Origin of the sequence: Nonomuraea sp. NPDC052634 (genome assembly GCF_040678535.1) — a bacterium.
GTDB classification, from domain to species: domain Bacteria; phylum Actinomycetota; class Actinomycetes; order Streptosporangiales; family Streptosporangiaceae; genus Nonomuraea; species Nonomuraea fastidiosa.
On sequence record NZ_JBFATY010000012.1, the window covers coordinates 36,534 to 55,750 of the forward strand.

Consider the following 19,217-nt stretch of genomic DNA (forward strand, 5'->3'; position numbering starts at 1 on the left):
CGGGGCGAGGGGGTCAGGCAGTGGGGACTACCTGGAAGCCTTCGGCGTAGTGGTCTGGGCCGAAGCCGGCCTGTTCGGCCCACGCCGCGAAGCGGCTCCTGACGAAGTCGGTGAAGCCTTCGACGTGGGAGACCTGGCTCACGTGGGACTGCAGGGCCGCGAGCTTGCGCTCCATGGTGGCGGTGATGTCCACCCAGTGGTCGGGGGTGGGCCCGCCGGTGAGCCAGACCTCGCGTACGGTCCACGCCTCCAAGCCTTCCTCCTTGAGCAGCTCGGGGAACGCGTACGGGTTGCGCGCGTCCGGATAGACGGCGTCGAGGGCGGCACCGCCGACGGCGCGGTGGTCGGGGTGGCTGGGGGCGATGAACTTGTAGTTGCGGTCGGGGTGGTGGGTGATGACCAGGTCGGGTTTGACCTGGCGGATGACGCGGGCGATGTCGCGGCGGAGCTCCAGCGTGGGGGTCACCCGGCCGTCGGAGTAGCCGAGGAAGCGTACGTCGGTCACGCCTACGGCCTTGGCGGCGGCGAGCTGTTCGGAGCGGCGGAGCTGGGCCATGCCGGAGTTGTCGAGTGCGCGCTCGTTGCCACCCGCGTCGCCGTCGGTGACGAGCAGGTACGTGACCTGTACGCCCCGATCGACGAACAGCGCCACCGTCCCCGCCGCGCCGAAGTCGACGTCGTCGGGGTGTGCGGTCACCACGAGCACGCGGTTGATCTCGCTTTCAGCCAGCATGATCCCTCTTTCCTGACGCACTCGGGGGCCGACCGGAGCGCCCGTCGCCGGCATCCGGGCGTCTTTTGTCGGTGAAGCGTCTTACCCTGGGTGGGTGCCGACCCAAGTCTCTGTTGACCACCCCTTGCTCGATGGCCTCAACGCACAGCAGCGCGAGGCCGTGATCCATCATGGCAGTCCCCTGCTCATCGTGGCCGGGGCGGGCTCGGGGAAGACGCGGGTGCTCACGCACCGCATCGCCTACCTGCTGGCCGAGCGCGAGGTGCATCCCGGCGAGATCCTCGCCATCACCTTCACCAACAAGGCCGCCAAGGAGATGAAGGAGCGCATCGACAAGCTCGTCGGTCCGCGTTCCCGGGCGATGTGGATCATGACGTTCCACAGTGCCTGCATGCGGGTCCTGCGGCGTGAGGCGAAGCGGCTGGGGTTCCCGTCCAGCTTCTCCATCTACGACCAGGCCGACTCGCAGCGGCTGATGGCCATGGTGTGCCGGGAGATGGATCTCGACCCCAAGCGCTATCCGCCGCGCTCGTTCTCCGCGCAGGTGAGCAACTTCAAGAACGAGCTGGTCGACTACGAGACCGCGCTCGACCGGGCGGGCTCGCATCTGGAGAAGACGCTCGCGCAGGCGTACAAGGCCTATCAGCTCAAGCTGACCGAGGCCGGCGCGATGGACTTCGACGACATCATCATGAACACGGTGACGTTGTTCCAGCTCTTCCCCGACGTCGCCGAGCACTACCGGATGCGGTTCAGGCACGTGCTGGTCGACGAGTACCAGGACACCAACCACGCCCAATACGTCCTGATCAGGGAGCTGGTGGGGCATCCTGAGCTGCGCACCGACGACGGCGAGCTGGTGCGTTCGGGCAGTGACATGTCCGAGCTGTGCGTGGTGGGCGACGCCGACCAGTCGATCTACGCCTTCCGCGGCGCGACGATCCGCAACATCCTGGAGTTCGAGCGCGACTACCCCGACGCCCGCACGATCCTGCTGGAGCAGAACTACCGCTCGACCCAGAACATCCTGGCCGCCGCCAACGCCGTCATCTCCCGCAACGAGTCGCGCAAGCCGAAGAACCTCTGGTCCGACCAGGGCGACGGCCCCAAGATCGTCGGGTACGTCGCCGACAACGAGCACGACGAGGCCATGTTCGTCGCCCAGGAGGTCGACCGGCTCAGCGACGAGGAGGGCGTCAAGCCCGGCGACGTGGCGGTCTTCTACCGCACCAACGCGGCCTCCCGCGTGTTCGAAGAGATCTTCATCCGCACCGGCCTGCCCTACAAGGTGGTCGGCGGCGTGCGCTTCTACGAGCGCAAAGAGGTCAAGGACCTGCTGGCCTACCTGCGGGTGCTGGCCAACCCCAACGACGTGGTCTCGCTGCGGCGGATACTCAACGTGCCCAAGCGCGGCATCGGCGAGCGGGCCGAGGCGATGATCGAGGCGCTGTCGTCGCGCGAGCGCATCTCGTTCTGGGACGCGCTGCGCCGCGCCGACGAGGCCCACGGGATGGCCACGCGCTCGCTCAACGCCGTACGCGAGTTCGTGGCGCTCATCGAGGAGCTGACCGGCAAGGCCGAGGGCATGCCGCCGTCGGCGCTGGCCGAGGAGGTGCTGGTCGCCACCGGCTACCGCGCCGAGCTGGAGGCCTCGGAGGACCCGCAGGACGAGTCCCGCCTGGAAAACCTCAACGAGCTGATCTCGGTGGCCCAGGAGTTCGAGGAGGCCAACCCGGAGGGCACGCTGGTCGAGTTCCTGGAGCAGGTGTCGCTGGTGGCCGACGCCGACCAGATCCCCGACAACGACGGCGGGCAGGGCGTGGTGACGCTGATGACCCTCCACACCGCCAAGGGCCTGGAGTTCCCGGTCGTGTTCCTGACGGCCATGGAGGACGGGGTGTTCCCCCACGTGCGGTCGCTCGGCGAGCCCAAGGAGCTGGAGGAGGAGCGGCGGCTGGCCTACGTCGGCATCACCAGGGCCCAGCAGCGGCTCTACCTGACCCGGGCGGCCGTGCGCAGCTCGTGGGGCGCACCGTCGTTCAACCCCGCGTCCCGATTCGTCAACGAGGTGCCGGCCAAGCTCATCGAGTGGCGTACCGACCCGGAGAAGTCCGCCTGGAGCGCGGCCACGCGGCGCGAGCCGGCCGCGCGCCCGGCCCCTGCCAAGAAGGGCGGGGGCGGCCGATCGGTGCCGTCGCTGGCGCCCGGTGACCGGGTCTCGCACGACGCGTTCGGGCTGGGCACGGTGGTGTCCGTGGACGGGGTCGCGGAGAAGACCAAGGTGAAGATCGACTTCGGTAGTGGCGGGGAGAAGACGCTGTTGCTGGCGTACGCGCCGCTGGAGAAGCTCTGAGCCGCACTTCTTCTGAAGCTCTGAGCCGGATCTTCTGCTGAGCCGGCGGTACGGGCCGGCGGTACGGCGCTGCGCCGCGCCGCCGCTCCTGAAGGGCTGTCGCCCCGCCTTTCCTGAAGGGCCGGCCGTACGACGGTAGAGCCGCGCCGACCGCCGGGATTCCGCTGGTTCGGGCGTTCATGTACCAACGGCGCAGGGCCGCTCCCCCGGTGCGGGGTGAGCGGCCCTGCGGCGGAACTCCAGAGGCAGGTCAGCTGCTCTTGAGCGCGCTGCCCTTCTTCCACTGGGTCCAGTTGAGCTGCCAGTAGCTCCAGCCGTTGTTCCACTGGAGCTTGCGCTTGGTGCCGGTGATCTTCACGACGTCGCCGCGCTGGGTGATCTTGTAGAACCACTTGGCGCCGGCCGGGGTGGCGCGGACGCAGCCGTGGCTCTGGTTGGAGCGGCCGAGGTACTGGTAGTAGCCGGCGCTCTGGTGGACGTACTCACCGCTGTCGGAGATCCGCACCGCCCACGGGATCTCCTCCTTGTAGTAGCGGGGATCCTTCGGGTCGGTGACGCCCATCCAGGAGGACGTCATGGTCTCCACGGCCTTCTTGCCCATGGTGAGGTGAACGCCGCTGGTGGTGAGGTAGACGTCCACGCCGTTGCGGATGAGGCCGCCCTTGCCCGCGCTGATCGGGATCTTCTTCGCGAGCTTGCCGTTGCGGTACACCTTCATCTGGTGCGTCCGGGTGTTCACGACGGAGATGTTCTTCGCGCCCACCGCGAACGTGCGCGAGACGTCCTTGGCGCCGGTGTTGCCGGGCAGCTCGGACAGTCGCGCGGTGAAGCGCACCTTCTGATACGGCTTCCAGTACGTCTTCGTCCGGTAGATCACCTTGCGCTTCGACACCCAGCGCCAGGCCCCCTCGACCGGCTTTTCAGGCTGCACGTCGAGCAGCGCCTCGACCTGTGCCTTGTTCTTCACGTCGCGGTCGAAGGTGACGATGATCGGAAACCCGACCCCGACTTTCTCCGTCTTCTCCCCCATCGGGGTGATGTCGGCGATGCCCAGCTTGACCTTCTTCGCCGTACGGGCCACGCCGGACCCGGAGGTCGGAGTGGCCTTCGGAGCGGCGGTGGGGCTGGTCGTGACGGCCGCCGGGACGACGACCGCGCTCTGGGCTTGGAAGGCGGGGGCGCTCTGCGCCGCGCAGGCCGACGCGGCGGCGAGCGCGACCAGGGCCGGAAGCATCCGGGTGACGCGCTTCAAGGGGGTACTCCTGGACTAAGTGCTTTCGACTACCTCCTTATCTGACAAACTGGGCAACCGATTCGACTGCCTAATGCGGGTAACTTTCTCGTAACGTCCAAAACTGAACAAAAACCTGCAAGATGGGTGGCCTTCAGAGGGAGGTCAGACGCGCCAGTGCCCCACCGCACGGGGGAACGGCCCAGGTGGGCAGCAGGTAGGCAGCAGGTGGCCACACGGAACGACGAGCACGCGGCCAGTGCGCGACCTCCGGGGAAAGCGGCCAGGGGCCGGTGGTCAGTGTGCGGCCTCCTGGGGAAGGACCCGGTGGCCGGTGCGCGACCTCCAGGGAAGGACCCGATGGCCAGCGCGCAACTGCCGGGAAGGACCCGGTGGCCGGTGCGCAACTGCCGGGAGCAAACCCGGTGGCCGGTGCGCACGACCCCTCGGGAAGGGCCGGGTGGCCGACGTGCGACCGGCGGGACCGGGCCAGGCGGTCTGCGAGCAAGCCCGTTCTCGCGCCCGAGGGGCTGCCGGAGCAGGCGGCTGAGGGCTGTGAGGGAGGGCCGAAGCGACCGGGGCGCTCAGGCAGGTGAGCAGGCACCCACTGGCGGAGCCGCTCACGGGGCCACGTAGGTGGCGGCAGGCTGCCGCCGTCGCCAGGGTGACGAGCAGGCGGGCCTGCGAGCGGCAGCTTGCACAAGAGGACCGTGCGGGGGGCGCAGGGCTGACGCCCAGCGAGGCAGCGGACGAGCCCACGGACGGCCGTCCAGCCGCGCTGCCGAGCGATCCGATGGGCGGCCGCTCAGCGGGACTGCCGGGGGCGCGGCGGAATCGTGCCGGCGCGGCGGAATCTGGCCGGCGCGCGGGGCCCGGGCGGCGCGCGGCCCGGGCGGCGCGGCGAGCCGCCGTTCAACAGACGGCAGGTCGCCGATCACACGAGACGGCTGGGCGGCGCGGCGAGCCGCCGTGCAGCGGAGCGGCCGGACGAGCCCACCGGCGGCCGTTCTGAACGGACGATCAGAGCGGGACGGCGAGCCGCCGTTCGAAGGCGAGGGTCAGACGAGGCGGCGGGCGGTGGCCCAGCGGGAGAGTTCGTGGCGGTTCGAGAGCTGGAGCTTGCGCAGCACCGACGACACGTGCGTCTCGACGGTCTTGACCGAGATGAACAACTCCTTCGCGATCTCCTTGTACGCGTACCCGCGCGCGATCAGCCGCAGCACCTCGCGCTCCCGCTGGGTGAGCGAGTCGAGCTCGGGGTCGATGGACGGCGCCTCGGAGGAGGCGAACGCGTCGAGCACGAACCCGGCGAGCCGCGGTGAGAAGACCGCGTCGCCCTCGGCGACCCGCTTGATGGCGTCGGTCAGCTCCTTGCCGCTGATGTTCTTGGTGACGTAGCCGCGAGCCCCGCCCCGGATGACGCCGATGACGTCCTCGGCCGCGTCGGACACCGACAATGCCAGGAACCGCACCTGCGACCCGGACCCGAGCACCCGCCGCAGCACCTCCTGGCCGCCGCCGCCCGGCATGTGCACGTCAAGCAGGACCACGTCGGGCTGGTGCTCGGCGATCGCCTGGACCGCCGACTCGACGTCCTCGGCCTCGCCGACCACCTCGATCGAGTCGCCCAGCTCGGCGCGCACGCCCGATCGGAACAACCGGTGGTCATCGACGATCAGTACGCGCGTCATGCCTTCTCCACCTTCATCGTCAACATCACTTCCGTGCCCTCACCCGGCGCGGTGCGGATGCGGGCGGTGCCGCCGTGCCGCTCCATTCTGCCGATGATGGACTCCCTGATGCCCATCCGGTCGACCGGGATCGCGTCGAGGTCGAACCCCTTGCCACGATCCTTCACGAAAATCGTGACTTCTTCACCCTCGACCTCCGCGTACACCGAGATGGACGGACTTTCAGAGTATTTCGCCGCGTTGACCATCGCCTGGCGGGACGCCTTCAGCATGGCGGCGAGCTTGCCGCCCGGGTCGAGGTCGATGTCGCCCACGCAGACCACCTCGATGGGCACGCCGTGCGCGTCCTCCTCCTCGGCGGCGATCCTGCGTACGGCCGCCGCCACCGTCGCGTCGGCGTCCTGCGCCGGCTGGTAGAGCCAGTTGCGCAGCTCGCGCTCCTGGGAGCGGGCCAGCCGCGTGACCTCGCGCGGGTCGTGCGCCACCCGCTGGATCAGGGTGAGGGTGTGCAGCACGGAGTCGTGCACCATGGCCGCGACCTCGGCGCGTTCCTCCTGGCGGATGCGCTCGCGCCGTTCGAGCTGGAGCTCCTTCCACAGGCCGGCCAGCCAGGGGGCGGCGATCACCGCGAGGCCGCCCACCACCACGACCGTGAACAGCAGCCCCTGGCTGGCCTGCACCAGCTCGCCCTGGGAGTACAGGAAGCCCGCCGCACCGATCACCACCAGCGCGACGCCGAGGAGCGTGCGCACGCGGTTCTTCCTGATGCTCTTGGTCGCGCCGCTCATCCAGCTCCGGCGCCGCTCCGGGTCGGCCTGCTGCCACAGGATCAGCGCGCCGATCCCGCCCACCGCGAACGGCAGCATGCCGATGCCGCCCTGCGAGGCCCCCGTCAGCCAGCCGAACGCCAGCAGCGCCACCCCGATCGCGCAGAACGCGGCGAGCTGGCTCCAGTCGCGCGGCGGGATCTGTCCCTCATGCGGCTCGCGCGGCGTCACCATCCACAGCACCGCGTACGCCACCGCGCCCACCCCGCCCACGACGGAGAGCAGCACGAACATCAGCCTGATCACGACCGGATCGAGCTTGAGCTGTGCCGCGAGCCCCTGGGCGACACCACCGAGCAGGCGGCCCTCCATGGGGCGCAGCATCCGGCGATAAGGCGTGTCGCCGCTCTGCTCGGCGAGTGTCTTCTGGTCAGCCATAACATGGCCATGGTCACATGCCTTGGGGTGAAGAGGCATCAGGGAACGGCCCCAGGGTCCGGTCAGGGGTCTCCCGGATGCGGGCAAGGCTCGCGCGCGCCACGATGGGGTACATGACGCAAGCACCGCCAAGGCAACCGGCCTCGCCCCCCTCCCAGCTGCGACGCAGCAGCGAGGGACGCTTCCTCATGGGAGTCTGCGCCGGGCTCGGGCGGTACACCCGCATCGATCCCGTGGTCTTCCGCGTCGCCTTCGCGGTGCTGCTGCTCGGGTCCGGTATCGGGCTGTTTCTGTATCTGGCGGCGTACTTGCTGATGAAGGAGCCGAACGGGCGGCCGGGGATCATCGAGCAGTGGACGCGGCGCGACTTCGACGCCGAGACCGTGATGGCGCTGCTGACGGCGGTTCTGGCGTTCGGGCTGGCGATCAATCTGGCCACCGTGTGGCTGGACATGGGCTCGCTGGTGGTCGGGGTGTTCCTGGCCGTGTCGCTGCTGGCGGCGCACACGCACGGCGTCGATCTGGTGGCGCTGGTCCGGTCGATGCCGGAACGTCTGAGCCGCCGGCGCCCGGCCGGGTCCGCCGCGTTCGACTCCGGCCACAACCCCGCCTTCCCGGTCTCCGCGCCGGGCTTCGGCGCTCCCGCCGGTGCGGCTCCCCCCACCACTGCGGTACGCCGCCCGTCCCCGGTTACCGAGCCGGGCCGCGACCGGGCGGACTCCCCCGTCGGCCCGCCTCCCACTGCGGGCGTCCCGGAAACATCCGGTACGAGTACGCCGGAGACGACGGCTCCCGGCGCGGCGGACGCGCCTCAGGAACGTGCGGCGGCCATGCGCCAGGAAGCGGTGCCCGTCGAGGAGGCCGTCAGCGACCCGCCCGGCAAGACCAGCCCGGCCACGGCCATCGAGGGCCTGCGCCAGGCCGCGGCGGGCGTACGCGACGCCGCCTACCGAGCCAGCCGCCACCGCCAGGGCGACCGCGACACGGCGACCCCGGCTGTGAACGCGCCGGACGCGCAGACTCCTTACGCCGCCGGGCAGGCGGCACAGGACGACGCAGGAGCGCAGCCACCGCACGCAGGCGCGCAGCCACCGCACGCAGGCGCGACGTCTGAGGACGCGGCCGCGCAGGCTTCCCACGCGAGCGCACAGGCCCAGGACACGGACGCAGCACACGCCCAGGACGCGAGCGCGCACGCCCAGGACACGGACGCAGCACACGCCCAGGACGCGAGCGCACACGCCCAGGACACGGACGCAGCACACGCCCCGGACGCGAGCGCGCAGGCCCAGGACACGGGCGCGCAGACGCAGGACGCGAGCGGGCAGGCGGAGGACACGGACCCCGCCGCAGCGCCGGAAACACCACGCCCCACCTCCCGGGACTGGGAGGAGCGGCAGTACTGGCGGGAGCAGTTCGAGGGCCCGGCGTCACCGGAGGCGGTGACGGCCGAGCACCCGGTGCCGCCGTACGCGCAGGAGGGCTCGTACGCGCAGCAGGGCTACCGCCCCGACCCGCCGACGGCGGTGGATCACGGGCAGGGCGAGCCGTTCGCCCCGCACGGCCCGTACCGCCCGCTGGATCCGGCCAGGCGGGCGGCCGCCTACTCGCCGTACGATCCGGCGCTCTACCGGCGTCCGATGCCCGCGCCGGGACCGCACCCGCGGCCGCCGCATCGGCCGCAGCGCGCGCCGCAGCCGAAGTCCTACATCGGCGCGATAACCATTCTGCTCGCCATCATCGTTGGAGGGATCGTCGTGGTCGCACAAGCCCGGTCGGCCGCCGGGGTGAGCCCGACCATCGTCGGCGGCGCCATGCTCATCACCATCGGCGCGGGCCTGCTCGTGGCCGCCTGGTGGGGCAGGGGCGCCGGTCTGGTGGCGGGCGGCACGGCGGTGGCGCTGGTCGTGGGCATGGGGTTCGTGCTCGGAGGCATGCCGAAGAACATCGGCCCGGCGGAGTGGGTGCCGACGAGCGTGGCGGAGGCCGGCAGGCTGTACGACGTGGGAGTGGGCGACGGCAAGCTGGACCTGTCGGAGCTGGAGCTGCCACCGGGGTCGAAGGTCACGTTCAACGCGGCGGTGCAGGCGGGCGAGCTGGAGGTGATCGTGCCGCCGACGGTCAGGGTCGAGGTGCACGCGACGAACAAGGTCGGCGACATCGTGATCGGCCAGTCGCTGCGCGGCGGCGTGGACCTGAAGGTGAACAAGGTGCTGGAGCCTGAGGTCGATCCGGAGGGCAAGGTCTCGACGATCGTGCTGAACCTCAAGGGCGGCCTCGGCGACATGACGGTGCGCCATGCGGCGTGATCTCGAGGAGCGGCCGCGCCGCGTGCACAGAACGGACTGGATGGCGCTGCTGAGCGGTGTCCTGTTCATAGTTTTGGGAATTTTGACGGTGACCCGCGCGCTCACGGATCCGCTGGTCCTGGTGGGCGTGCTGGTGCTGGGACTGGCCTTCGCGGGGCTGGTGGCGATCATCTCGAAGGCCGTCCGCGGTAAGTGACCCTTGACCGGGCAAGACACCGGCGTAGGTTCGGAGTGTCCGCTTTTCCCCCTGCTAAGTGAGGGAGGACGTATGCCCCGAATCACCGTCACCGTCGACGGGGTCAAGTACGAGGAGGACGTCGAGCCGCGGCTTCTCCTCGTTCACCTGCTACGAGAGCGGCTGGGCAAGACCGGCACGCCCGTCGGTTGCGACACGAGCAACTGCGGGGCCTGCACGGTCATGCTCGACGGCAAGAGCGTCAAGAGCTGTTCGGTGCTGGCCGTGCAGGCCGACGGCTGCGACGTCGTCACCATCGAGGGCCTGGGCGCGAACGGCCAGATGCATCCGATGCAGCGGGCCTTCCACGAGGAGCACGCGCTGCAGTGCGGCTACTGCACGCCGGGCATGGTCATGGCGGCGATCGACCTGCTCAGGGAGGATCCCGAGCCGTCGGAGGAGACGATCAGGCAGGGCCTGGAGGGCAACCTCTGCCGCTGCACCGGCTACTGCAACATCGTGCGGGCCGTCCGCAAGGGCGCCCAGGAGATGGGGCAGGCGGTGAGCACGTCATGACCGTCCAGGAGATCGGCCGTCCGCGCAGGCGGAAAGAGGACACCAAGCTGCTGACGGGGCGCACGCAGTGGACGGACAACCTTTCCCGGCCCGGCATGCTGCACGTGATGTTCCTGCGCAGCCCGATGGCGCACGCGAGGATCACGCGGGTCGACGTTTCCGGGGCGCGCGACCTGCCAGGAGTGGTGGCCGCGTTCAGCGGCCAGGACCTCGCGGATGAGCAGGGCAGCCTGCCGTGCGCGTGGCCGGTGACCGAGGACATCGTGATCCCGGACCATCCGCCGATGGCGGTGTCGGAGGTCCGGTACGTCGGCGAGGCCGTGGCCTGCGTGATCGCGACCGACCGGTACCGCGCGGCCGACGCGCTGGACGCGATCGAGGTCGACTACGAGCCGCTGCCGGCGGTGCTCGACATGGAGGAGGCGCTCGCGCCGGACAGCCCGAAGGTGCACGAGGCGGGCAACAAGGCGTACAGCATGAAGACCGTCTCGGGCGACATCGAGACGGCGTTCAGGGGCGCGCCGGTCGTCATCGAGCGGACGTTCCGGCAGCAGCGGCTCATCCCGACCGCGATGGAGCCGCGCGCGGTGCTGGCCGACACCGACGGCGAGTCGTTCACCGTCTACTCGTCCACGCAGATCCCGCACGTGCTGCGGGTCATGCTGGCCGTGGTGACCGGCATCCCCGAGCACAAGCTGCGGGTGATCGCGCCCGACGTGGGCGGCGGGTTCGGCTCGAAGCTGCAGGTCACCGCGGAGGAAGTGCTCTGCCTGGTGCTGGCGCGCAAGCTCGGCAGGCCGGTGAAGTGGACGGAGTCGCGCTCCGAGGGCAACCTGACCGTGCATCACGGCCGCGACCAGATCCAGCGCCTCCGCCTCGCGGCCGACGCCGACGGGCGTATCCGCGGGCTGAAGGTGGAGCTGCTCGCGGACATGGGCGCGTACCTGCTGCTGCTGACGCCGGGCGTGCCGCTGCTCGGCGCGTCGATGTTCAACGCGATCTACAAGATGGACGCGTACGAGTTCGCCTGCACGGGCGTGTTCACCACGAAGATGCCCACGGACGCCTACCGGGGCGCGGGCCGGCCTGAGGCCACGTTCGGCATCGAGCGGATGATGGACGAGCTGGCCGCCGAGCTGAACCTGGACCCGCTGGAGGTACGCAGGCGCAACTGGATCAAGCACGAGGAGTTCCCGTACACCACGATCTCGGGCCTGACGTACGACTCGGGCAACTACGAGGCGGCGACCGAGCGTGCGCTTTCGCTCTTCGGCTACGACAAGCTGCGCGCCGAGCAGGCCGACCGGCGTGACAGGGGCGACCCGGTGCAGCTCGGCATCGGGGTCAGCACGTACACGGAGATGTGCGGGCTGGCGCCGTCGCGGCTGCTGGCCGAGGCCAGGTTCGGCGCGGGCGGCTGGGAGCACGGCGCGGTGCGCATGCTGCCCACCGGCAAGGTCGAGGTCGTCACCGGCAGCTCGCCGCACGGTCAGGGCCACGTGACGTCGTGGAGCCAGATCGTGGCCGACGCGCTGGGCGTGCCGTTCGAGGACGTCACGGTGCTGCACGGCGACACGGCGATCGCGCCGAAGGGCATGGACACCTACGGCTCGCGCTCGCTGGTGGTCGGCGGCATCGCGGTGCTCAAGGCGTGCGAGAAGGTCAAGGACAAGGCGCGTACGCTGGCGGCGCACCTGCTGGAGTGCTCGCCGGACGACCTGGAGTTCGAGGCCGGGACGTTCAAGGTGCGCGGCACCGACTCGGCCAAGACGATCCAGGAGCTGGCCTACGCCGCGTTCACCGCGCACGACCTGCCCGACGGGGTGGAGCCGCGGCTGGACTCCGAGGTCACCTTCGACCCGGAGACGTACTCGTTCCCGCACGGCACCCACCTGTGCGCCGTGGAGGTGGACACCGAGACGGGCCAGACGAGGATCCGCTCGTACGTGGCGGTGGACGACATCGGCAAGGTGATCAACCCGCTGATCGTCAACGGCCAGTTGCACGGCGGCATCGCGCAGGGCATCGCGCAGGCGCTGTTCGAGGAGGCCGTGTACGACGCCGAGGGCAACCTGCTGACCACGACCATGGCCGACTACCTGCTGCCGTCGGCCGCCGACCTGCCCGGCTTCACGCTGGACAGGACGGAGACGCCCTCGACCACGAACCCGCTGGGCGTCAAGGGCGTCGGCGAGGCGGGCACGATCGCCTCGACCCCGGCCGTGGTGAACGCGGTCGTGGACGCGCTGCGGCCGTACGGGATCAACGACGTGCAGATGCCGTGCACGCCGGAGCGGATCTGGAGGGCCCTGCAGGAGCGCGCGCAGGAAGGAGTGCGGCCATGATCCCCGCGCAGTTCGACTACGTGCGTCCCGGTTCGGTCGCCGAGGCGTGCGAGGTGCTGGCCGGTGACGAGGACGCCAAGGTCCTGGCGGGCGGCCAGTCGCTGCTGCCGCTGCTGCGGCTGCGGCTCGCGTACCCGTCGACGCTGGTGGACGTGGGCCGGCTGGACGAGCTCAAGGGCGTGCACGACCGGGGCGACCACGTCTACATCGGCGCGCTGACCACGCACGACGAGGTCATGCGCTCTCCGGTGGTGCGGGCGGGCTGCCCGCTGGTGGCGCAGGCGACGGCGCACGTGGCGGACCCGGCGATCCGGCACCGGGGCACGTTCGGCGGCTCGCTGGCGCACGCGGACCCGGCCGGTGACCTGCCCGCCGTGGTGCTGGCGCTGGACGCTGTCATGGTGGCGGTCTCGGCGCAGGGCGAGCGGGAGATTGCGGCGTCGGAGTTCTTCGTGGACTACTGGGAGCCGGCGCTGGCCCAGGGCGAGATCCTGGCCGGCGTGAAGATCCCCAAGCTGGGCGAGGGGTGGGGCTTCCACTACGAGAAGTTCCACCGCACCGCGCAGTCGTGGGCGATCGTCGGCGTGGCGGCCGCGGTCAAGCGCTCGAACGGCTCGATCGCCGAGGCCAGGATCGGGCTGACGAACATGGGCACCACCCCGCTGCGGGCCACCGCCGCGGAGAGCGCCCTGAGCGGCGTGGAGCTGGGCGACCGGGTACGCCAGGCGTGCGAGGCGGCGGCGGAGGGCACCTCGCCCCCGGCCGACCTGCACGCCCAGCCGGACTACCGGCGACATCTGGCCAGGGTGCTGACCTACCGCGCGGTCCGCGCCGCGGCCGGAGCGCCCTGACGACGTGACGGGGGCGCCCTCTTCCGGGGCGTCCCCATCCTCCGGGGCGCCCCGCCGTGCCGGGCGACCCCGGTCTTCCAGGGTGTTTCCATCGCGACGTAGTGTCACAGCATCGGCAGAAGGAGCGGATCGATGGCGATGCGGTTCGAGCACGAGTTCACTGTTCCGGTCCCGATCGAGCAGGCGTGGGCCGTGCTGCTCGATGTCGAGCGGGTCGCGCCGTGCCTGCCGGGGGCGACGCTGGACACCTTCGAGGGTGACGAGTTCACCGGCAGGATGAAGGTCAAGGTCGGCCCGATCACGGTGACCTACCGGGGCACGGCCAGGTTCGAGGACGTCGACAAAGACTCCTACTCGCTCACGATCCAGGCGTCGGGCAAGGAGGCCAGGGGCACGGGCACCGCCTCGGCCACGGTCAAGGCCCGCATGCGGGCGCGCGAGGAGTCCACGCTGGTGACGGTGGAGACCTCGTTCAACGTCACGGGCCGGCCTGCGCAGTTCGGGCGCGGCGTGATGGCGGAGGTGGGCGGCAAGCTCATCGAGCGGTTCGCGGCCAATCTGGCCGAGCTGCTGTCGGAGCCCACCGTGGAGCAGGTGGAGCCGGCTCAGCCGTCCGATGGCGGGCCGCACGAGGAGGAGCGGCACCTGAGCGCGGTCCCCGAAACCTCGCAGGAGGCGGCACAGCAGGCGGCACAGGAGGCTGCACAGCGGGCGGCCGAGGAGTCGGCACGGGAACGGCGGGTCGACTCGCTGCGCTCGTCCCGCACGCCCGACGAGGAGGCGCTCGACCTGCTGGAGATCGCCGGGCAGCCGCTGCTCAAGCGCGTCCTGCCGATCGCGGGCGCGGCGGCCGCGCTCCTTGTCATCATCTGGGTGATTCGCCGGATAATGCGGTGATTTTGGGCAAATAGTCCATCAAGTCCGGTCACTTCTCCCGGGCCGGGGGAAGTGCCATTCCCGCCGGGTTCGTCAAACGGGGGGATGTGCGATGCCGGATTGCACCGTGGTCGTGATCACCTACAACGACGCGGCCCGCCTGCCCAGAGCCGTACGTTCCGTGCTCGGCCAGTCGCTGCGCGACCTGGAAGTGATCATCGCCGACGACGCCAGCACCGACGGCACGCCCGAGGTGGCCCGGCGCCTGGTCGCGAGCGACCCCCGCGTCCGCTACCTGCGCAGGCAGGTCAACAGCGGCGGCTGCGGCGCGCCGCGCAACGACGGCATCGACGCCGCGCGCTCCCCGTACGTGATGTTCCTCGACAGCGACGACGAGCTGCCGAGGCACGCGTGCAAGAGCCTGCTCGCCGAGATCGAGCGGACCGGGGCCGAGTTCGTCGCCGGCCAGATCTCCCGGCTGCACGAGTCGAACGGCCGGCTGTACCCCTACTACCCGTCGCTGTTCGCCCGGCGGCGCGTGGTCGAGGGCATCAGGCAGGAGCCGGAGCTGTTCCTCGACAGCTTCAGCACCAACAAGCTCTACGACGTGCGGCTGCTGCGCGACCGCGTGCTGCGCTTCCCCGAGGACGTCCACTACGAGGACCACGTCTTCGCCGCCGAGCTGTACGCGGTGACCCGCAGGTTCGCGATCGTGCCGTGGACGGTCTACCACTGGCACCGCTCGACCGCGAACGACTCCATCTCGCTCAGCATCGCCGACCTGGAGAACGTGCGCCAGCGGGTGATCGCGGCCCGGCTGAGCGACGACATCCTGCGCGAGCACGGGGCCGCCGACCTGGTGCCGCACCGGCAGTACCGGTTCCTGCGCCAGGACCTACGGGTCTATCTCAACCCGCTGCCCGCCCGCGACCTGGTGTGGGTCAAGGAATTCGCCTCGATCGTGCGGCCGTACCTGGAGGAGATCCCCGGCGAGGTGCTCGACCGGCTGGACCCGCTGGACCGGGTCTGCTCCCAGCTCATCCTCGACGATCGGATCGAGGACCTGCGGGTGGCGGCGGGCTCGCTCACCGGGCCGCGCGCCGCCCCCAGGACGGCGGTGCAGCGCGGCGGGCGCACGTACTGGGGCAGCACGCCCTCCCCCGGCATGGACATCACCCGGCTGCGGCTGGCCGAGCTGCCGTTCAGCGCCTCCCGGCTGCGGCACGAGGTGATCGACCTGTCCTCCGACGGGCGGCGGGTGCGGATGACCGTGCGCACGTACGATCCGTTCGGCGCGCTGCCGCCGGAGTGGATGGCCTTCCTCCAGCTCGGCCGGCTGCGTGTGCCGATCGAGCCGCAGCCGTCGGCGGAGGGCGCGTACGTCACGCGTGTCGAGTTCACGCCGCCCGCCGCCAGGTGCGAGCCGCGCATCGGCTTCACCCGGCTCTCCGACGGGCTCACCACGACCGACCGGCTCATCGTGGACCCGCGTACCGAGCCGATCGAGCTGCGCGGCTGCACGGTCGGGGTCGAGGGGTACGCGGCCTACCTGTGCGTGCGCCCCGACTCGATCACCAGGGCGGTGCTGCGGCGGGTCAAGCAGAAGGTCATCAAGCGGATCAGCACGCCGCGGACGAAGCTGCTGGCGTACAAGCTGCTGGTCAGGGTGCTGCCGCCGCGCAAGAACCTGGCGCTGTTCGAGTCGGACGTCGGCAAGAACTACAGCGGCAGCCCGCGCGCCATCTACGAGGAGATGCGCCGGAGGCGGCTGCCCATCGAGGCGGTCTGGTCGGTGGCCAGGGGGCGCGGCAACTTCCCCGCCGACGCCAAGCTCGTCCGCAGGGGAAGCTGGCGCTACGTCTACACCATGGCCAGGGCCGGGATCTGGGTGGACAGTCACGGCTTCCCGCTCGACTACCCCAAGCCGCGCGGCACTCGCTACCTGCAGACCTGGCACGGCCAGGGCATCAAGTCGATCGGGTTCGACGCGCCCGACCTGCGCGGCGACTTCGACGGGCCGCGGGCGCGCTGGCGGGCCGCAGTGGCCAGGTGGGACGCGCTGGTCGCGCCGAGCGCGGAGTTCTCCCGGCTGTTCCTGCCGTCCAACGGCTACGCGGGCAAGGTGTACCGGTGCGGCACGCCCCGCTGCGACGCGCTGGTCAAGGCGGGCGGCCGCAGCGACGGCGCCCTTGAGGTGCTGCGGCGGCTCGAAGTGCCGCCGGGCAAGCGGGTCCTGCTGTACGCGCCGACGTACCGCGACCGGGCCAAGGGCAGCGGCCGGTCGGTGCGGGTGGACCTGGAGCTGCTGGCCGAGGAGCTGGCCGACGAGTGGGTGGTGCTGCTGCGCACGCACCCGGTCGAGCGCTACCGGCCACCCGAGCGCCTGCGGCACTTCGTCCGCCCCGCGGGCTCCTATCCGGAGATCAACGACCTCATGCTCGCCTCGGACGCGCTGCTGACGGACTACTCCTCCGTCATGTGCGACTACGCGCTGACCGGCAAGCCGATGGTGTTCTTCATCGACGACTGGGACGAGTACCGCCTGTCGGAGCGCGGCGTCTACCACGACCTGCCGTCCATCGCCCCAGGGCCATGCGTGACGACCACGGAGGAGCTGGCCGAGGTGCTGCGCCGCCTGCCCGCCGTGCACGAATCCTACGCCGAGCGCTACGCCGCCTTCCGCCGCATGTGGTGCGCGGAGGAGCGGGGCGACGCGGCGGCGCGGATCGTCTCCGACTTCTTCGAGGAGGCCCGGTGAGCAGCGTCGTGTTCACCTGCCTGGACGCCGACACGCTCGGCGGCATCCAGCAGGTCACCCACACCCTGGCGCAGGGGCTGGCCGAGCGCGGCCACGAGGTGCACGTCATCGGCCTGCACCGCACGGGCCGCCCGTTCCGGTACGTGGACGCGCCCCGCTACCACCGGCACCTGATCAGCCGGCGGCCCGCCGACGGCCCGATCGCCCGCAGGCTGGCCGACCGGCGGCTGAGGGAGCTGCTACGGGAGATCCCGCCCGGCTACGCGGTGCTGACCTCGCCGTCCGTGGTGGCCCGCGTGTCGGGGCTGCTGCCGCGCGGCTTCCGGCCGATCGGCCAGTATCACGGCTCGTACGACCACGCCCGCGGCTGCTGGCACCTGGCCTCGATCCGCCGCCACTACCCGCCGCTCGACCAGGCGCTCTTCCTCAGTGATGACGACGCCGTGCGCTTTTCTGAGCACGCGCTGCTGCCGAACGCGGGCGCGCTGCCGAACCCGCTGGCCCGCTGGCCGCAGGAGATGTCCAGGCTGGACGCGCCCCGGGTGCTGGGAGTGGGCCGGCTTGAGGGGGTCAAGCGCTTCGACCGGCTGATCAGCGCGTTCGCCAGGTCGCAGGCGCCGCCGCCGTGGGAGCTGCACCTCATCGGCGACGGCGGCGAGCTGGAGCGGCTGCGCGCGCACGCCGAGCGCGAGGGCGTGGCCGATCGCGTGGTGTTCCGCGGGGTGGTGCCCGCCGAGCGCATGCCGGGCGAGTATCTCAACGCCTCGATCCTGGGGCTGACCAGCGAGCACGAGGGCCTGCCGATCGTGCTGCTCGATTCGGCCGCGCACGGGGTGCCCGCGGTGGCGTTCGACGTGTCGGGCGGTGTGCGCTCCGCCGCGCCGGTGCTGGTGCCGCCCGGCGACGTGGCGGCGTTCGCGGCGGAGCTGGCCCGGCTGGTGTCGGACGAGGAGGAGCGGCGCAGGCTGGGCGCCGACGCCCGCGCACGGGCCGAGGCGTTCCGCCTCGACCACGTGCTGGACGGCTGGGAACGGGTCTTCGCCCACATCGAGCGCTGACCCGGGCCGAGCCGGTCACACCGGCTCGGTGAGCTCCTTGCGCTGCTGCGGCACGCCGGCCAGCGACCGCTGCCGCGAGGTGAGCAGGGCGGCGACCGGGCTGGGCTCGCGCAGCCGGTTGATCCGGTCGCGCATGTGCTTGCGCATCCTGCTCGCCTTGCGCTTCTGCATCGTCTTCTGGGCCGTGGTGATGTGCTCCTTGGACGGCTTGGGCGCGCCGCTCAGCTCGTAGCCCATCGACTCCAGGCGGTCGCCGAGCATGTGCTCGCACAGCGAGATCTCCCAGGGCTCCAGCCGGTTGGCCCAGCTGCCGACCCGGCTGCGGGTGACCTCGCGGTGGGTGTTGCTGTGCCAGACCTTGTGCTGCGGCACGGCCACGCTGGCCGCCTCGCGCGGCGAGATCATCGCGGGCGAGAATTCCTCGTCGAGGAAGTGGCAGAGCTTCTTCAGCTCGGTCATCGGGTCGTCGGTGAGGTCTTCGTAGCGCAGCTCGTAGTAGGTGTCGTCGGGCAGCGTACGGCGCAGCTTGCCGCCGGCGTCGATGGCCTCGGCCCAGGTCGAGATGGCGTGGAAGGAGTCGAGGGTGTACCAGGGCATCTCCTTCAGCGAGGCCACGCAGTCGCGGCCGTCCCTGATGAGGTGGATGAACTGGGCGTCGGGGAAGAGCCTGAGCAGCATGTCGACCTGCTTGACGTAGCTGGGCCGCTTGTCACCCCAGCGGACCTTGTCGAAGCGGTCGGCGTACATGCGGAAGGCGGTGCCGAACACCGAGCCGAGCGAGCCGGGGCCTTCGACGACCTGCTGGACGAACTCGTCCTTGTCGATCTTCAGCTCGCGGAACTTCGTGCTGCGGTCGGTCGCGATCCACTGCGCCAGCGCGCGGCGCCGCTGGGGGACCCGCAGGTCGCCCCACTTGCGGCGGCGGTAATAAGCGGGAACGAGGAAGCGCGTCTCCGGCGGCACCGCGATGCGCGGGTGCGAGTGGAGCATGAGCTGGAGCATCGTGGTGCCGGACCGCGGGCATCCGATGACGAAGACTGGCCGGTCGTTCATGTC

Annotated in this window: 14 protein-coding genes; 9 read left to right on the plus strand and 5 right to left on the minus strand. The window is 70.8% G+C overall.

The annotated features are described in order from the left end of the window. Positions 1–13: 13 nt before the first annotated feature. Positions 14–733, minus strand: a complete 720-nt coding sequence (locus AB0K67_RS34305; RefSeq protein ID WP_364068442.1) for a PIG-L deacetylase family protein — start codon at positions 731–733, stop codon at positions 14–16. A gap of 124 nt (positions 734–857) precedes the next feature. Between AB0K67_RS34305 and pcrA the strand changes: the two genes are divergently transcribed. Continuing rightward, entirely contained in the window at positions 858–3,086 is a 2,229-nt protein-coding gene (gene pcrA / locus AB0K67_RS34310) for a DNA helicase PcrA (RefSeq protein WP_364068766.1), read from the plus strand. Between the two features lie 250 nt (positions 3,087–3,336). Here pcrA and AB0K67_RS34315 read toward each other — a convergent pair whose 3' ends face one another. From AB0K67_RS34315 to AB0K67_RS34325, 3 genes are all read right to left on the minus strand, one after another. Next, positions 3,337–4,338, minus strand: a complete 1,002-nt coding sequence (locus tag AB0K67_RS34315; protein WP_364068444.1) for a L,D-transpeptidase — start codon at positions 4,336–4,338, stop codon at positions 3,337–3,339. A 1,037-nt stretch (positions 4,339–5,375) separates the two neighbouring features. Further along, on the minus strand, positions 5,376–6,008 hold the full coding sequence (locus AB0K67_RS34320) for a response regulator transcription factor (protein WP_364068446.1): 633 nt from the start codon (positions 6,006–6,008) through the stop codon (positions 5,376–5,378). Next, a complete protein-coding gene (locus AB0K67_RS34325; RefSeq protein ID WP_364068448.1) occupies positions 6,005–7,213 on the minus strand; it encodes a PspC domain-containing protein in 1,209 nt (402 codons plus the stop codon). Before AB0K67_RS34325 ends, AB0K67_RS34320 begins: the two co-directional genes overlap by 4 nt. Positions 7,214–7,326: 113 nt before the next feature. Between AB0K67_RS34325 and AB0K67_RS34330 the strand changes: the two genes are divergently transcribed. The 8 genes from AB0K67_RS34330 to AB0K67_RS34365 all read left to right on the plus strand — a co-directional run bounded on the left by AB0K67_RS34330 (position 7,327) and on the right by AB0K67_RS34365 (position 18,161). Continuing rightward, entirely contained in the window at positions 7,327–9,522 is a 2,196-nt protein-coding gene (locus AB0K67_RS34330) for a PspC domain-containing protein (RefSeq protein WP_364068449.1), read from the plus strand. Beyond that, positions 9,512–9,718, plus strand: coding sequence for a hypothetical protein (locus tag AB0K67_RS34335; protein ID WP_364068451.1), 207 nt, complete (start codon positions 9,512–9,514; stop codon positions 9,716–9,718). Before AB0K67_RS34330 ends, AB0K67_RS34335 begins: the two co-directional genes overlap by 11 nt. 72 nt (positions 9,719–9,790) lie before the next feature. Next, on the plus strand, positions 9,791–10,273 hold the full coding sequence (locus AB0K67_RS34340) for a (2Fe-2S)-binding protein (protein ID WP_364068453.1): 483 nt from the start codon (positions 9,791–9,793) through the stop codon (positions 10,271–10,273). Beyond that, a complete protein-coding gene (locus AB0K67_RS34345; protein ID WP_364068455.1) occupies positions 10,270–12,618 on the plus strand; it encodes a xanthine dehydrogenase family protein molybdopterin-binding subunit in 2,349 nt (782 codons plus the stop codon). Before AB0K67_RS34340 ends, AB0K67_RS34345 begins: the two co-directional genes overlap by 4 nt. Beyond that, positions 12,615–13,469, plus strand: coding sequence for a xanthine dehydrogenase family protein subunit M (locus tag AB0K67_RS34350; RefSeq protein WP_364068457.1), 855 nt, complete (start codon positions 12,615–12,617; stop codon positions 13,467–13,469). The genes AB0K67_RS34345 and AB0K67_RS34350 overlap by 4 nt, the downstream gene beginning before the upstream one ends. A 132-nt stretch (positions 13,470–13,601) precedes the next feature. Next, positions 13,602–14,366, plus strand: coding sequence for an SRPBCC family protein (locus tag AB0K67_RS34355; RefSeq protein ID WP_364068459.1), 765 nt, complete (start codon positions 13,602–13,604; stop codon positions 14,364–14,366). A 91-nt stretch (positions 14,367–14,457) separates the two neighbouring features. Continuing rightward, positions 14,458–17,103: a CDP-glycerol glycerophosphotransferase family protein gene (locus AB0K67_RS34360; protein WP_364068461.1), complete on the plus strand. Its 2,646-nt coding sequence runs from the start codon at positions 14,458–14,460 to the stop codon at positions 17,101–17,103. Further along, entirely contained in the window at positions 17,100–18,161 is a 1,062-nt protein-coding gene (locus tag AB0K67_RS34365) for a glycosyltransferase (protein ID WP_364068463.1), read from the plus strand. Before AB0K67_RS34360 ends, AB0K67_RS34365 begins: the two co-directional genes overlap by 4 nt. 15 nt (positions 18,162–18,176) lie before the next feature. Here AB0K67_RS34365 and AB0K67_RS34370 read toward each other — a convergent pair whose 3' ends face one another. Then, positions 18,177–19,214 carry a sulfotransferase gene (locus tag AB0K67_RS34370; RefSeq protein WP_364068465.1) on the minus strand — a complete coding sequence of 346 codons (1,038 nt, stop codon included), beginning with the start codon at positions 19,212–19,214 and terminating at the stop codon, positions 18,177–18,179. Positions 19,215–19,217 lie beyond the last annotated feature (3 nt).

Bases quoted from the DNA above. Each gene is read 5' to 3' on its own strand.
- AB0K67_RS34305 (WP_364068442.1), bottom strand. From the start codon at position 733: ATGCTGGCTGAAAGCGAGATCAACCGCGTGCTCGTGGTGACCGCACAC.
- AB0K67_RS34320 (WP_364068446.1), bottom strand. From the start codon at position 6,008: ATGACGCGCGTACTGATCGTCGATGACCACCGGTTGTTCCGATCGGGC.
- AB0K67_RS34325 (WP_364068448.1), bottom strand. From the start codon at position 7,213: ATGGCTGACCAGAAGACACTCGCCGAGCAGAGCGGCGACACGCCTTAT.
- AB0K67_RS34330 (WP_364068449.1), top strand. From the start codon at position 7,327: ATGACGCAAGCACCGCCAAGGCAACCGGCCTCGCCCCCCTCCCAGCTG.
- AB0K67_RS34335 (WP_364068451.1), top strand. From the start codon at position 9,512: ATGCGGCGTGATCTCGAGGAGCGGCCGCGCCGCGTGCACAGAACGGAC.
- AB0K67_RS34340 (WP_364068453.1), top strand. From the start codon at position 9,791: ATGCCCCGAATCACCGTCACCGTCGACGGGGTCAAGTACGAGGAGGAC.
- AB0K67_RS34345 (WP_364068455.1), top strand. From the start codon at position 10,270: ATGACCGTCCAGGAGATCGGCCGTCCGCGCAGGCGGAAAGAGGACACC.
- AB0K67_RS34350 (WP_364068457.1), top strand. From the start codon at position 12,615: ATGATCCCCGCGCAGTTCGACTACGTGCGTCCCGGTTCGGTCGCCGAG.
- AB0K67_RS34355 (WP_364068459.1), top strand. From the start codon at position 13,602: ATGGCGATGCGGTTCGAGCACGAGTTCACTGTTCCGGTCCCGATCGAG.
- AB0K67_RS34360 (WP_364068461.1), top strand. From the start codon at position 14,458: ATGCCGGATTGCACCGTGGTCGTGATCACCTACAACGACGCGGCCCGC.
- AB0K67_RS34370 (WP_364068465.1), bottom strand. From the start codon at position 19,214: ATGAACGACCGGCCAGTCTTCGTCATCGGATGCCCGCGGTCCGGCACC.